At 64.3% G+C, this 14,021-nt stretch carries 11 protein-coding genes; 7 read left to right on the forward strand and 4 right to left on the reverse strand.

Annotated features, from left to right (window positions below):
- The first annotated feature begins 4 nt into the window (after window positions 1-4).
- The 7 genes from ACI2JX_RS22015 to ACI2JX_RS22045 all read left to right on the forward strand — a co-directional run bounded on the left by ACI2JX_RS22015 (window position 5) and on the right by ACI2JX_RS22045 (window position 9,628).
- Window positions 5-1,342 (forward strand): DUF3426 domain-containing protein, encoded by a 1,338-nt coding sequence (locus tag ACI2JX_RS22015; RefSeq protein WP_404690979.1) that lies wholly within the window; start codon window positions 5-7, stop codon window positions 1,340-1,342.
- Between the two features lie 175 nt (window positions 1,343-1,517).
- Window positions 1,518-2,531, forward strand: a complete 1,014-nt coding sequence (gene dusB / locus ACI2JX_RS22020) for a tRNA dihydrouridine synthase DusB (RefSeq protein WP_404690980.1) — start codon at window positions 1,518-1,520, stop codon at window positions 2,529-2,531.
- Entirely contained in the window at window positions 2,528-2,848 is a 321-nt protein-coding gene (gene fis, locus ACI2JX_RS22025) for a DNA-binding transcriptional regulator Fis (RefSeq protein WP_101316071.1), read from the forward strand. The genes dusB and fis overlap by 4 nt, the downstream gene beginning before the upstream one ends.
- A 79-nt stretch (window positions 2,849-2,927) precedes the next feature.
- On the forward strand, window positions 2,928-4,535 hold the full coding sequence (gene purH, locus ACI2JX_RS22030; RefSeq protein ID WP_404690981.1) for a bifunctional phosphoribosylaminoimidazolecarboxamide formyltransferase/IMP cyclohydrolase: 1,608 nt from the start codon (window positions 2,928-2,930) through the stop codon (window positions 4,533-4,535).
- Window positions 4,536-4,656: 121 nt separating this feature from the next.
- A complete protein-coding gene (gene purD, locus ACI2JX_RS22035) occupies window positions 4,657-5,949 on the forward strand; it encodes a phosphoribosylamine--glycine ligase (RefSeq protein WP_264235554.1) in 1,293 nt (430 codons plus the stop codon).
- 138 nt (window positions 5,950-6,087) lie between these two features.
- The gene (locus ACI2JX_RS22040) at window positions 6,088-8,859 is read left to right on the forward strand and encodes a hybrid sensor histidine kinase/response regulator (protein WP_264235553.1); all 2,772 of its coding nucleotides are present in this window, start codon (window positions 6,088-6,090) and stop codon (window positions 8,857-8,859) included.
- 172 nt (window positions 8,860-9,031) lie between these two features.
- Window positions 9,032-9,628: a MarC family protein gene (locus ACI2JX_RS22045; protein WP_264235552.1), complete on the forward strand. Its 597-nt coding sequence runs from the start codon at window positions 9,032-9,034 to the stop codon at window positions 9,626-9,628.
- Window positions 9,629-9,634: 6 nt separating this feature from the next.
- Here the strand turns inward: ACI2JX_RS22045 and cobJ are convergent, their stop codons facing one another.
- Genes cobJ through cobG form a run of 4 tightly spaced genes read right to left on the reverse strand, consistent with a single transcriptional unit; the run spans window position 9,635 to window position 14,004 of the window.
- Window positions 9,635-11,341 (reverse strand): precorrin-3B C(17)-methyltransferase, encoded by a 1,707-nt coding sequence (cobJ, locus tag ACI2JX_RS22050; RefSeq protein ID WP_404690982.1) that lies wholly within the window; start codon window positions 11,339-11,341, stop codon window positions 9,635-9,637.
- Window positions 11,329-12,063: a precorrin-2 C(20)-methyltransferase gene (locus tag ACI2JX_RS22055; RefSeq protein WP_186555545.1), complete on the reverse strand. Its 735-nt coding sequence runs from the start codon at window positions 12,061-12,063 to the stop codon at window positions 11,329-11,331. The genes cobJ and ACI2JX_RS22055 overlap by 13 nt, the downstream gene beginning before the upstream one ends.
- Window positions 12,060-12,686, reverse strand: a complete 627-nt coding sequence (locus ACI2JX_RS22060) for a precorrin-8X methylmutase (protein ID WP_368972698.1) — start codon at window positions 12,684-12,686, stop codon at window positions 12,060-12,062. Before ACI2JX_RS22060 ends, ACI2JX_RS22055 begins: the two co-directional genes overlap by 4 nt.
- Complete coding sequence (cobG, locus tag ACI2JX_RS22065) at window positions 12,679-14,004, reverse strand: precorrin-3B synthase (RefSeq protein ID WP_404690983.1); 1,326 nt, start codon at window positions 14,002-14,004, stop codon at window positions 12,679-12,681. The genes ACI2JX_RS22060 and cobG overlap by 8 nt, the downstream gene beginning before the upstream one ends.
- Window positions 14,005-14,021: the final 17 nt, after the last annotated feature.

A 14,021-nucleotide genomic window follows, 5' to 3' on the forward strand; every position in this document is an offset into this window, starting at 1 on the left:
CCGCATGACCGACAGTTTCGTCACCCAGTGCCCGCATTGCCAGACCAGCTTTCGCGTCACTCATCATCAGTTGAGCGTGGCCCGTGGGGTGGTTCGTTGCGGCCAGTGCCTACAGGTGTTCAACGCCGCCAAGCAGTTGCTTGAGCAGAACCGCGCCGGCACTGCCCAGCCCGCTCCGGCGACGGCCGTCGCGCCGATCCCTGAAGCTGTCGCAGCGCCAGCACCAGCGCCGGTCCAAGCGCCACTCCCCGACAACTGGGCGGCCACCTCGCAAGCCCTGGATGATCTCGACCTGGACCAGGCGCTGGCTCATCTGGAGCGCCGTGACCAGCCGGTAGAAAGCCAGGCCGAAGGCCGCAACGATGCGTTGCAAGCCCGGCGTGACGATCACAGCCTGGACGACCACCACGACCAGCCGTTCGGCAATGCCACCGACGAGCCCGCGCAAGAGCTCCCGGCGCTGCTCGAGCCACAGCCGCCGTTGATCGAGGCACAACCACTGGACCTGGAACCGGCCCCCGGCGAGCGCACCGAGCCAACGCTAAGCCTGGACCTGCAAGCCGACGACGAACCGGTTCGCCAGCAACCGACCATTGCCCTGGACCAGCCGGAGCCTGAACTGCATCAGCACGACCGGCTGGCCGCGCGCGATGACGACGAGCTGACGGAAAAAGGCATATCCGCGCTCGACGACGAAATGCGCAGCGAGCACCTCTCGGCCCATGCCGACGACGACCTCGACCCCGCCCGCAACGATCGCATCGAACCCGGCCTCAGCGCCCGCGCCACGCGGCGCAAAGAGCCATTGATCGATGTGGTCGACGACCCCTTGCAACTGGACTGGCAAAAACCCAAGGCCAATTGGGCCAAGCGCCTGCTGTGGGGCACCTTGACCTTGCTCGCTGCCGGGCTGCTGGCGTTCCAGTATGTGTGGTTTCATTTCGACGAGATGGCCCGTCAGGATCAGTACCGCCCGTGGTTCCAGCAGCTGTGTCCGCTGGTCGGCTGCCAAGTACCCACCCGGGTCGATATCGCCCGGATCAAGAGCAGTAACCTGGTAGTACGCAGCCACCCGGACTTCAAAGGTGCCCTGATCGTCGATGCAATCATTTACAACCGCGCACCATTCTCCCAGCCCTTCCCGCTGCTGGAGCTGCGCTTCGCCGACCTCAACGGTCAATTGATTGCCAGCCGTCGCTTCAAACCCAGCGAATACCTTTCCGGCGAATTGGCCGGTCGCGGCGAAATGCCCAGCCAGACGCCCATCCACATCGCCCTGGATATCCTCGACCCAGGCCCGAAGGCGGTGAACTACAGCCTCAGCTTCCGCTCTCCGGAATAACCACCCCACCCGGGCGCCGGTTTACCGGCGCCGGAGGGCTGTCCCAAACCCAGGGGCATAAGGCCGCAGCTGTTCAGATTTTATCCAGATTCATCTTTATCCGGTCATCGAGAGCGGGTATTATGCCAACCCTTTTTCGAACTCCAATGATTCGGCCCCACAACAGGGAACACCTATGTCGGCGGTACGCATCGGCCCTTATACACTGCGAAACAACCTGATCCTTGCGCCCATGGCCGGGGTTACGGACCAACCTTTCCGCACGCTTTGCCAACGCCTCGGCGCAGGCATGGTGGTCTCGGAAATGGTCAGCAGCGACATGAGCCTGTGGGACAGCCGCAAGTCGCGTCTGCGCCGCATCCATGAAGGCGATCCCGAGCCACGCTCGGTACAGATCGCCGGCGGTGATGCGCAGATGATGGCAGCGGCGGCCCTGGCCAATGTCGAGGCGGGCGCCCAGATCATCGATATCAACATGGGCTGCCCGGCAAAAAAAGTCTGCAACAAGGCCGCAGGCTCTGCTTTATTGAGAGATGAAGCCTTGGTCAGCGAGATCCTCCATGCCGTGGTCGGCGCAGTGGAGGTCCCGGTGACGCTGAAGATTCGTACCGGCTGGGACCGGGCGAACAAGAACGGCCTGAACGTGGCGAAGATCGCCGAGCAGGCTGGCATCCAGGCGCTTGCGGTGCATGGCCGCACACGCGCCGACCTGTACACCGGCGAAGCCGAGTACGACACCATCGCTGCGATCAAGCAGGCGGTGTCGATCCCGGTGTTTGCCAACGGCGATGTAACCTCGCCAGAAAAGGCCCGACTGGTGCTCGACGCCACCGGTGCCGACGGCCTGCTGATCGGCCGTGCCGCCCAAGGGCGGCCGTGGATCTTCCGCGAGATCGAGCATTACCTGCGGACCGGCCAACACCTGCCAGCTCCCGAGCTGGACGAGGTGGAACGCATTCTGCTGGAGCACCTGGCCGCGTTGCATGCCTTCTATGGCGATGTGATGGGCGTACGTATCGCCCGCAAGCACGTTGGCTGGTACCTGGCAACACGACCCGGCGGCAAGGAGTTTCGCTCCCGGTTCAACGCTTTGGAAGAGACACAAGCGCAGTGCGCCAACGTTCGCGAGTTCTTTCGTGAATGTCGACAGAGCCTTGAAACAAAGGACGAACAAGGGGTGGCCGCATGACGATGATGACCGAGACTTTAGTGAGTGGAACAACGCCCGTGAGCGACAACGCCAACCTCAAACAGCACCTCAATACGCCAAGCGAAGAGGGCCAGACCCTTCGCGACAGCGTCGAGAAGGCGCTGCATAACTACTTCGCCCACCTCGAAGGCGCTTCCGTCACGGACGTGTACAACCTGGTGCTCTCGGAGGTCGAGGCGCCGCTGCTCGAAAGTGTGATGAACTACGTCAAGGGTAACCAGACCAAGGCCAGCGAGATGCTCGGACTCAACCGAGGCACCCTGCGCAAGAAGCTCAAGCAGTACGACTTGTTGTAAAGCCAGAATCCCAATCAGAAAAGGCGGCTCCCGAAGGAGGCGCCTTTTTTGCTGACTCCACCGCGTTATGGAATCCGAAATGACCGACCAGACTACCCGCCTGCCGATCCGCCGCGCCCTGATCAGCGTCTCCGACAAGACCGGTATCCTCGAATTCGCTCGTGAGCTGCAACAGCTCGGTGTCGAGATCCTGTCCACCGGTGGCACCTACAAGCTGCTCAAGGACAACGGCGTCGACGCGGTGGAAGTGGCCGACTACACCGGCTTTGCCGAAATGATGGACGGCCGGGTCAAGACCCTGCACCCGAAAATCCACGGCGGCATCCTCGGCCGTCGCGGCACGGACGACGCCATCATGAACGAGCACGGCATCAAGCCGATCGACCTGGTTGCGGTCAACCTGTACCCGTTCGAAGCCACCATCGCCAAGCCAGGCTGCGACCTGCCGACCGCGATCGAGAACATCGACATCGGCGGCCCGACCATGGTCCGCTCGGCGGCCAAGAACCACAAAGACGTGGCCATCGTGGTCAACGCCAGCGACTACAGCCAAGTACTCGAAAGCCTCAAGGCCGGTGGCCTGACCTACGCCCAGCGCTTCGACCTGATGCTCAAGGCGTTCGAGCACACTGCCGCCTACGACGGCATGATCGCCAACTACATGGGTACCATCGACCAGGCCAAAGACACCCTGTCGACGCAAGAGCGCAGCGCCTTCCCGCGCACCTTCAACAGCCAGTTCGTCAAAGCCCAGGAAATGCGCTACGGCGAGAACCCGCACCAGAGCGCGGCGTTCTACGTTGAAGCGAACAAGGGCGAGGCGAGCATCTCGACTGCCGTTCAATTGCAGGGCAAAGAGCTGTCGTTCAACAACGTCGCCGACACCGATGCCGCGCTGGAATGCGTGAAGAGCTTCGTCAAGCCGGCCTGTGTGATCGTCAAGCACGCCAACCCGTGCGGCGTTGCCGTGGTCCCGGAAAACGAAGGCGGCATCCGCCAGGCCTACGAGCTGGCCTACGCCACCGACACCGAGTCGGCTTTCGGCGGCATCATCGCCTTCAACCGCGAGCTGGATGGCGAGACCGCCAAAGCCATCGTCGAGCGCCAGTTCGTCGAAGTGATCATCGCGCCGAAAATCTCCCAAGCTGCCCGTGACGTGGTCGCGGCCAAGCAGAACGTGCGTCTGCTCGAGTGCGGCGAATGGCCAGCCGAGCGTACTGCCGGTTGGGACTTCAAGCGCGTCAACGGCGGCCTGCTGGTACAGAGCCGCGATATCGGCATGATTGGCGCTGACGACCTGAAGATCGTCACCCAGCGCGCGCCGAGCGAGCAAGAAATCCACGACCTGATCTTCGCCTGGAAAGTGGCCAAGTTCGTCAAATCCAACGCCATCGTCTACGCCAAGCAGCGCCAGACCATCGGCGTCGGCGCCGGCCAGATGAGCCGCGTCAACTCCGCCCGTATCGCTGCGATCAAGGCCGAGCATGCGGGTCTGCAGGTACAGGGCGCGGTCATGGCCTCGGACGCGTTCTTCCCGTTCCGTGATGGCATCGACAATGCGGCTAAAGTTGGTATCACCGCGGTTATCCAGCCAGGTGGTTCGATGCGTGATGCTGAAGTCATCGCCGCTGCCGACGAAGCTGGCATCGCGATGGTGTTTACCGGCATGCGCCACTTCCGCCACTGATCACCAGTGAGTGTGTAGAACGTGGGAGCGGGCTTGCCCCGCGATAGCGATCGCGGGGCAAGCCCGCTCCCACGTTACCGCCCCTATAGATCACAGCGCTTACAGAATTCGAGGTTTTGACATGAAAGTTTTGATCATCGGCAACGGCGGCCGTGAGCACGCCCTGGCCTGGAAAGTCGCCCAGGACCCACGCGTTGAGAAAGTCTTCGTCGCTCCCGGCAACGCTGGCACCGCCACCGAAGCCAAGTGCGAGAACGTCGACATCCAGGTCACTGCCCTGGAGCAACTGGCCGACTTCGCCGAAAAGAATGTCCAACTGACCATCGTCGGCCCGGAAGCGCCGCTGGTCGCCGGTGTCGTCGACCTGTTCCGCAGCCGCAACCTGGATTGCTTCGGCCCAACCGCCGGCGCCGCCCAGCTGGAAGGCTCGAAGGCCTTCACCAAGGACTTCCTGGCGCGCCACAAGATCCCTACCGCCGACTACCAGAACTTCACCGAGATCGAGCCTGCCCTGGCTTACCTGAAGGAAAAAGGCGCACCGATCGTGATCAAGGCCGACGGCCTGGCCGCGGGCAAAGGCGTGATCGTCGCCATGACCCTGCAGGAAGCCGAAGACGCTGTACGCGACATGCTCGCCGGCAATGCCTTCGGTGAAGCCGGTTCGCGCGTCGTCATCGAAGAATTCCTCGATGGCGAAGAAGCCAGCTTCATCGTCATGGTCGACGGCCACAACGTGCTGCCAATGGCCACCAGCCAGGACCACAAGCGCGTTGGCGATGCCGACAGCGGCCCGAACACCGGCGGCATGGGTGCCTACTCCCCGGCGCCAGTGGTCACTGCCGATGTGCACCAGCGGGTCATGGACCAGGTGATCTGGCCGACCGTGCGCGGCATGGCCGAAGAAGGCAACGTCTACACCGGCTTCCTCTACGCCGGCCTGATGATCGACAAGGCGGGCAACCCCAAGGTCATCGAGTTCAACTGCCGCTTCGGCGACCCAGAAACCCAGCCAGTCATGCTGCGCCTGGAGTCGAGCCTGGTGCTGCTGATCGAAGCGGCCTTCGCCAAGGCCCTGGACAAGGTCGAAGCACAGTGGGATCCGCGTCCGAGCCTGGGCGTGGTGCTGGCTGCCGGTGGCTACCCGGGCGACTACGCTAAAGGCGCGGTGATCAACGGCCTGGATGCTGCCGCCAAGCTGGAAGGCAAGGTGTTCCATGCTGGTACCGCCCTGAAGGATGGCCAGGTCGTGACCAACGGCGGCCGCGTGCTGTGCGCCACTGCCCTGGGCCAGACTGTCGAGGCAGCGCAACAGCAAGCCTATCGCCTGACCAAGGAAGTCAGCTGGGACGGTAGTTTCCATCGCAGCGACATCGGCTACCGGGCCATTGCCCGCGAGCGCGGTGAGCAACAGTAACATTGCATTACCGAATGGCCGTGAAGCCCCTGGCGCGCGGCCTTCGGCTCGTCGACAAGGCCCCGATGGGCCTTGCCTTCGCCTTGGCGCGCCGCGCATAGTTGTTATCCGGCACATTAGCTAAGAAGGGATTTCGTCGTGCGTCGGCTTCGGATTGCCACTGCCCTTATCGTCAGCCTGCTGACCCTGCTCTGCCTGCTCCCGGCTTCGGCCGATCAAGGCGGTGGTTGGACGGTGCTGCTCGACGAACAGGCCAACCTGCAATTGAGCGATGTGCGCTCGGACCGCTACCGCAACCAATTCAGTCCCTTGCAGCTCAACGAGCTACAAGCCTCCGCCGCCGATCAAGCACTCTGGCTGCACTATCGCCTGGAGCCCGGCGAGCAAGAACGCCTACTGCGGGTATTCGCCCCAGACCTGTCGCGCCTTGATCTCTACGCACTGAACGGCGAAAAGCTGCTGCGCCAACTGCACCATGGGCAACAGGCCGGCGATGCCAGCCCGACCCTGCGCGGCAGTGATCACGTGTTACCGCTACCCAATAGCAGCCAGCCGCTGGATATCTACCTGCGCCTGGTCTCGGAACATCAACTGCGTCCCGCGATCAGCCTGGAGACCGCGGCCTCGGCCGCGACCGACCAGACCCGCCCCTTGTTGTTCGGCCTGCTGTTCGGCGGGCTGGTGATGCTGATCCTGCACAACCTGATTCGCTTCTTCTACAGCCGCTCCAGTACCACCCTGATCCTGGCGCTGTATCACGGCCTGATGCTGCTCAGTGGGTTGATCCTGCTCAACCTCAGCGGGCCCTGGTGGCACCTGTGGCATAGCGCCCAGACCCCAGCCGCCTATTTGACCCTGGTGCTGGCGGGCCTGGCCGGCTTGTATTTCACCCAACACTTCTTCAGCCCCTGTGGCTCGCCGCGGCTTAACCGGCTACTGCAAGGCGAGATGCTGGTGGCTGCCGTCAGCGGCCTGGTGCTGCTGTTCGTCGACACCTTGCCGCTGAACCTGATGACCTACGCCCTGCTCGCCGTGGGCAGCGTGAGCATGCTGCTGGTCAGCAGCTATCACTGGTACAAAGGCTACGGCCCGGCGCGCCTGTTTGCCCTGGCGATGCTGGTGTTCAACCTCGGCGGCCTGGTGCTGCTGCCGGCCCTGCTGGGCCTCACGCGGACCTCGACGCCCTGGTTGCTGTGCATCCTCATGGCCTTGACGGTAACCAGTGGCCTGCTGCTCAACCTGGCGGTCAGCGAGCGCCTGCGCAGGATCAGCGAGGAGCGCTTCCGTGCCAGCCGCGCACTGGCCGCCAGCGATGCCGAGATCAACGCCAAGGCCGAATTCCTGGCCAAGATCAGCCACGAGATTCGCACCCCGATGAACGGTGTGCTGGGCATGACCGAACTGCTGCTCGGCACGCCGCTGTCGGTCAAGCAACGCGACTACGTGCAGACCATCCATAGCGCCGGCAACGAGCTGCTGACGCTGATCAACGAGATCCTCGACATCTCCAAGCTGGAGTCGCGGCAGATCGAGCTGGACGATGTGCAGTTCGACCTCAACGCCCTGATCGAAGATTGCCTGAACATCTTCCGGGCCAAAGCCGAACAACAGAATATCGAGTTGATCAGCTTTACCCAGCCGCAAGTCCCCCGGGTTATCAGCGGCGACCCGACGCGGCTGCGCCAGGCCCTGTCGAGCCTGCTGGAAAACGCCCTGAAAAACACCGAGCAAGGCGAGATCCTGCTGGTAGTGGCGCTCGACCAACGCGCCGACCAGCCACGCCTGCGCATCGCTGTGCAGGATAGCGGTACAGCCATGCCCCAAGCCGAGCGCGAAGCGCTACTGCAGGCCGAATTGCACAGCCACCAGTTCCTTTCCAGCAACAAGCTCGGTGGCCACCTGGGCCTGGTGATTGCCAAGCAGCTGATCGGCCTGATGCAGGGCGAGTTCGGCATCAAGAGCAGCAGCAACATGGGCAACACCCTGTGGCTGACCCTGCCACTCGACCCCTCGCGCCTGGAGCAACCACCGGCCGACCTCGACGGCCCGCTGCGCGATGCGCGGGTGTTGGTGGTGGACGACAACGACACCTGCCGCAAGGTGCTGGTGCAGCAGTGCAGCGCTTGGGGCATGAACGTCAGTGCCGTGCCCTCGGGCAAGGAAGCGCTTGCCCTGCTGCGCACCAAGGCGCATTTGCGCGACTACTTCGATGCGGTGCTGTTGGACCAGAACATGCCCGGCATGACCGGTATGCAGTTGGCGGCGAAGATCAAGGAAGACCCAAGCCTTAACCACGACATCCTGGTGGTGATGCTCACTGGTATCAGCAATGCACCGAGCAAAGTGATTGCCCGCAACGCGGGCGTCAAACGCATCCTGGCCAAGCCGGTGGCCGGCTATACCTTGAAAACCACCCTGGCCGAAGAGTTGGCCCAGCGGGGGCGCGAACAAGCGATCCCAGCGGCGTTCGCCGCACCGACGCCAGCGGTGGAACTGCCGGTCGATTTCCATGTGCTGGTGGCCGAGGACAACAGCATTTCGACCAAGGTCATCCGCGGCATGCTCGGCAAGCTCAACCTGGAGCCGGACACCGCCAGCAATGGCGAAGAAGCCCTGCGCGCGATGAAGGCGCGGCGCTATGACCTGGTGCTGATGGACTGTGAAATGCCGGTACTCGATGGCTTCTCCGCGACCCAGCAGTTGCGTGCCTGGGAGGCCGAGAATCAGCGCCAGCGCACGCCGGTGGTGGCCCTGACCGCGCACATTCTCAACGAGCACAAGGAACGCGCGCGCCTGGCCGGGATGGATGGGCATATGGCCAAGCCGGTGGAATTGTCGCAGTTGCGCGAGCTGATCCAGTATTGGGCGGGGCAGCGTGAGGCCAAGTCCGACACACTGCATACCTCATGATGACAATGTGGGCGCTATCGCGGGGCAAGCCCGCTCCCACGCAGTCGCAGGGTGATTACATGATCCTCGTGGCAGCGGGCTTGCCCCGCGATAGCGCCTGTACTGCTCAACGCGCTACGGCCTGCACAACTGATACACTTCCTCGCACCCTCCCCCGCCATGGACCTCGGCCATGCTCCATGAGTTGTTCAGCGTCTACCTGAAAATGCTCGTGCTCTACAGCCCGTTCTTCGTGCTGTCCTGCTTCATCAGCCTGACCCGCGGCCACTCCAGCAAAGAGCGCAAGCAACTGGCCTGGCGCGTGGCCATTGCCGTGCTGATCGCCAGCGTCCTGCTGTACCTGTTCGGGCGGGTGATTTTCGGCGTGTTCGGCATCACCGCCGACGCCTTTCGCATCGGCGCGGGCAGCGTGCTGTTCATCTCGGCGCTGGGCATGGCTCAAGGCAAGCCGGCAGTGCAGGCCGACAACGTCCAGCAGGATGTGACCATCGTACCGCTGACCATCCCCCTGACCGTCGGCCCCGGCACCATCGGCGCGCTGCTGGTGATGGGCGTCGGCCAGCCGCACTGGGACGATAAGTTGCTGGCCATCGTCAGCATTACCCTGGCCAGCTTCACCGTCGGCCTGGTCCTCTACCTGTCCCACCGCATCGAGCGGATCCTCGGCGACCAGGGCTTGCAGATCGTCAGCCGGCTGATGGGGCTGTTCGTCTGCGCCCTGGCGGCGCAGATCATTTTCACCGGGATCAAAGGCTACCTGGTGTCCTGAACCCCATCAGGGTTTTTGGCCATACCAGCGCGGGGTGTACACCCACTGACCACCACCGTCACGCGCGAAGGTACAGGTCAGCGACGAGCCGATCAGCACCATGGTGCGCATGTCGACCATTTCCGGCTGCAGCTCGGCGAGGGTCACCACCCGTAGCGTCTGCCCTGGCCGGCCAATGTCGCGCCCCAGCACTACCGGCGTCTGCCCCTGGCGATGGCGACGGACGATATCCAGGGCCACGCCCAGTTGGGTCGGCCTGGACTTGGAGATCGGGTTGTAGAACGCCAAGACCAGGTCGGCCTGAGCCGCCAGGTCCAGACGCTTCTCGATGATCGACCACGGCTTGAGGTTGTCGGACAGCGACATCACGCAAAAATCGTGGCCCAACGGCGCTCCCGCTTGCGCAGCGGTGGCCAGCGATGCCGAGACGCCTGGGAGGATCTCCAGATCGACCCGATGCCAGGCCGGATCGCTGGACTCGTGCAGCGCTTCAAGCACCGCCGCAGCCATGGCGAACACGCCCGGATCACCCGACGACACCACCACCACCGAACGCCCGGAAGCGGCCAGCTCGAACGCATGCCGGGCACGCTGCATTTCTTCGCGGTTATCGGTGCAGTGCAGCACCTGATCAGCGCGGAACGGGCCAGCCATGCGCACATAGGTTTCATAACCCAGCACATCCTCGGCGCGCGCCAGCTCGGCCTTGACCGCCGGCACCATCAGCTCGGCCGCGCCTGGGCCGAGGCCAATCACCGCCAGCCGGCCCCGTGCTCGCCCGAGCTTGGCGACCTCGATGGGTGCTGGGGTCGCGGCGATTACCACGTTTGAAACTGCCAGCGTCTGCGCCTCAGGCAAGACGTGCGCGACCATGCTCTGCAGGCTGCCGGCTGGCGCCGCGAAACGCAGCGGTACGTCCAGGGCGCGCGCAGCTTGGTGCAGCGCGGGGGCGGCCATATCCTGCTCACTGGCCAGCAAGCAGGCCAAAGCTTGCTCGGCGATGTTGGCTTCGGCCAGCGCCGCGCGCACTTCAGTGGTGAGGTCCGCCTGGGTGGCGCTGACCGCCACCAGCACCGAGCGCGAGTGGATCAGCAGCTCATCGCGATGGTCCGGGCGGGCTTGGTAGCCCACATGGATAGTGCGCTGCGCGTGAGCATCAGCCGGCAGCTGCGCGTGCGCCAGCCACGGCGCATCGCCTTCGATGCGCACGCTCTGGCCGGCCAGCAGATCAGAAACGAACCGCTTGCCCTGCTCCAGATCGGCCAGGGTGTAACCCTCTGGCGGGTTGAGCAGGCAGGTGCCGAAGCGCAGCTCACCACTGGTGGTGATGGCAGGCGCCACACCCAGCGCCTCGCCGATCTCCCGTGCCATGAGGTTGACCCCGCCCAGGCCGCCGAGCAGCGGTACCACTGCACTGCCATCTTCGGCTACGGCCAGCACGGGCGGCTCGACGTCCTTTTCGCTGAGCAGGCCGGCCAGGGTGCGAATCACGATACCCGCCGCGCACAGGGCAATGATCGGCGTGTCCTGCTGATACAGGCCACGCAGCGTCTCGCCAAAGGATTCATACAGGCTGTCGACCGCCTCGACCCGACCGCGCAGGCCGTGAAGGGTGGCCTGTGGATAAAGCTGCTGGATCCGCTGCGCGGTGGCCAGGCTGCCAACGCCGAGGATGACGATTGCGGGGGTCTTGCGCATGTTCATCCCTGCCATTTTTCCCCCGGCACGATGATCAGCGAGAAATATGGCGAAGACTGCGGATCGACCTCTTGCAGCGGGACGATCTTCTGGTTGGCCATGGTCGCGCGTTCAACGTACAGCGCACGCCCTTGCAGACCGAGCTCGCCAAGCACCTGGCGCACCTTGGGCAAGTTACGCCCCAGTTTCATCACCACCGCTGCATCGGCATCGGCCAGGCGACGCTTGAGCTCTTCGGCAGGCAGCACGCCAGACAGCACGGTCAGCGTTTGGTTGCGATAGACCAGCGGCGCACCCAGCACCGAAGCACCACCGAGCATCGAACACACGCCTGGGATCACTTCGGCCTCATAGCGCTGGGCCAGGCGATCATGCAGGTACATGTAGGAGCCATAGAAGAACGGATCACCCTCGCAGATCACCGCCACATCCCGGCCGGCGTCCAGATGCGCGGCCACTTGTTGGCCGGCTTCATCATAGAAATCGCTGATCACCTGCTCGTAGGACAACGGCGCCGGCAACACTTCGGTAGTTACCGGGTACACCAGCGGCAGCAGGGTCTGCTCGGCTTGCAGGTGCGCCTCGATGATGCCAAAGGCATTGCCGCGCTTACCCTTGGCGACGAAATAGGCCACCACCGGCGCCTCGCGCAGCAGGCGCAGGGCTTTGACGGTGATCAGTTCAGGATCGCCAGGGCCTACGCCCAGGCCGAGAAGACGTCCACGTGCCTGCATCATTCGACCTCCGTGGCCAGTGCGTTGACCGCCGCCGCCGCCATGGCGCTGCCACCCAGGCGGCCCTGCATGATCACGAACGGTACGCCACGGCTGTCGGCAGCCAGCATGGCCTTGGATTCGGCGGCGCCGACGAAGCCCACCGGGAAGCCCAGGATCAGTGCCGGTTTCGGCGCGCCGGCATCGATCATTTCCAGCAGGTAGAACAGTGCGGTCGGCGCGTTGCCAATCACCACCACGCTGCCTTCCAGGTGCGGCCGCCACAGTTCCAGGGCCACGGCCGAGCGCGTGTTGCCCTGCGCTTTGGCCAGGTCTGGCACGCTCGGGTCACGCAGGGTGCAGATCACCGGATTGTTGGCCGGCAGCCGCGCGCGGGTGATGCCTTCGGCGACCATATGCGCGTCGCACAGGATTGGCGCGCCCTTGGCCAGGGCTTCACGCCCCGCCGTACCCGCACCTTCGGAGAATTGCAGGCCGTCGATGGCCTCGACCATGCCGCAGGCGTGGATCACCCGTACAGCGAGTTTTTCCAGGTCAGCGGGGATCCGCTCGAGCCTGGCTTCCTCACGGATGATCCGAAAGGAATTGCGATAGATCTCCTGACCATCGCGGATGTAGTCAATCATCAAGGTGCTCCGTGGGCAGGTCGAGCATGGCGCCTGCTTCTTTCAAGGTAAGGTCGCTCGCGCGCAGGGCGCCGAAGCCCGGCAGGCGCGCATCGCGCAGATAAAGGTCATAGCGGCCCGGCGCGCGGGCCAGCAGGGTGGCCGGCGCGACATGGGCGGCGGCGCAGGAGCGGCTGCAGCCGGACAGGTGCACACTGCCCAGTGCGCCAGCAGGCAGCCCGCTGGCCAGGGTGAGGGCATCGTTCTTGGTGTCGGCCTGGGCTTTGGCGCAGCCGCTGGAGCCGGTGCAGGCGGTGAGACGCGCCAAGGGCTGCGCAGCATCGCAAAGCAGGCCGAGGGCGTTGAGTTCGGCTTGGGCGGCATCAATCTGCGCGGGGTCGATATTGGTCAGTACCGCGCTCTGCCAGGGGCTCAGGCGCAGTTGGCCGTCGCCTGCCTCGCGCGCAATACGGGCAACACCGCGCAGCATGGTGGGGGTCAAGCGGCCCAAGGGCGGGGCGATGCCCAGGGCCAGGCCCTGCCGTTGCGTCAGTCTGCCTAACCAGCTCGTGCGGGTCGCTGAGCGCTGCCAGCCAAGCACCGCGGCGTCGCGACGGATCTCAAGCCCGAGTCCCGCGATGAAGTGTTCGGCCGGACAGGTTTCGAGCAACTGGCGCATCCGCGATTGCTCAGGGCTGGCCAAGTCGAGGAAGCGCTCCAGCACGGCACGGGTCAGCGCCAGCCCAGCCTGCACAGGGACTGCACCCAATGCTCGGCCTGGGCAACCTGCCAGGCCGAATGCCAACCAACGCTCGCCATCGAGTTCAACAGCCGAGAGCCACAGGTCATGCGGGTGTTCAAGCATCGCCAGGCCTTCGCCGCCATCGAGCTGCACGGCGAACTTGGCCGACAGCTGGTGCAAACGCGGGGTGCTTTCGAGCATCTGCAAAATCTGCGCAGCGAGCGGCTGGGTATCGACGAGCATGAGCGGATCGAGGCCGGCCAATGGGCTGAGCATCAGGTTGCGCACATCGTCGCCCGCCGCTTCACGCGGGCCAAGGCCGGCTGCGAGCAGGTGCTCGATCAGCTGGCGATGCTGCGCGCCAATGCCGCGAATCTGCAGGTTGCCGCGGTTGGTCGCCTCGATCACGCCGCCAGCAAATCGCTCTGCCGCCTCGGCGACGGCATCGGCCTGATCGGCCAGCAGCACACCACCGGGCAGCTTGATCCGGCAGATACCGCCATCGCGCGCGGCGACGATACGCCACAACCCCGGGCAGGCCGAGGGGCGGGGCGAAATGGTGGGGGGCAGGGACGGGTTCAAGAGGGCATCCGGCAATCGTCAAAGTGCGCTTG

It is taken from the genome of Pseudomonas sp. NPDC088890, assembly GCF_044900155.1.
In the GTDB taxonomy this organism is placed as follows: domain Bacteria; phylum Pseudomonadota; class Gammaproteobacteria; order Pseudomonadales; family Pseudomonadaceae; genus Aquipseudomonas; species Aquipseudomonas urmiensis.

Excerpts from the sequence above, each read along its gene's own strand:
- ACI2JX_RS22015 (WP_404690979.1), top strand. The coding sequence starts at position 5 with ATGACCGACAGTTTCGTCACCCAGTGCCCGCATTGCCAGACCAGCTTT.
- fis (WP_101316071.1), top strand. The coding sequence starts at position 2,528 with ATGACGATGATGACCGAGACTTTAGTGAGTGGAACAACGCCCGTGAGC.
- cobJ (WP_404690982.1), bottom strand. The coding sequence starts at position 11,341 with ATGGCAGGGATGAACATGCGCAAGACCCCCGCAATCGTCATCCTCGGC.
- ACI2JX_RS22060 (WP_368972698.1), bottom strand. The coding sequence starts at position 12,686 with ATGATTGACTACATCCGCGATGGTCAGGAGATCTATCGCAATTCCTTT.
- ACI2JX_RS22055 (WP_186555545.1), bottom strand. The coding sequence starts at position 12,063 with ATGATGCAGGCACGTGGACGTCTTCTCGGCCTGGGCGTAGGCCCTGGC.
- purH (WP_404690981.1), top strand. The coding sequence starts at position 2,928 with ATGACCGACCAGACTACCCGCCTGCCGATCCGCCGCGCCCTGATCAGC.
- purD (WP_264235554.1), top strand. The coding sequence starts at position 4,657 with ATGAAAGTTTTGATCATCGGCAACGGCGGCCGTGAGCACGCCCTGGCC.
- dusB (WP_404690980.1), top strand. The coding sequence starts at position 1,518 with ATGTCGGCGGTACGCATCGGCCCTTATACACTGCGAAACAACCTGATC.
- ACI2JX_RS22045 (WP_264235552.1), top strand. The coding sequence starts at position 9,032 with ATGCTCCATGAGTTGTTCAGCGTCTACCTGAAAATGCTCGTGCTCTAC.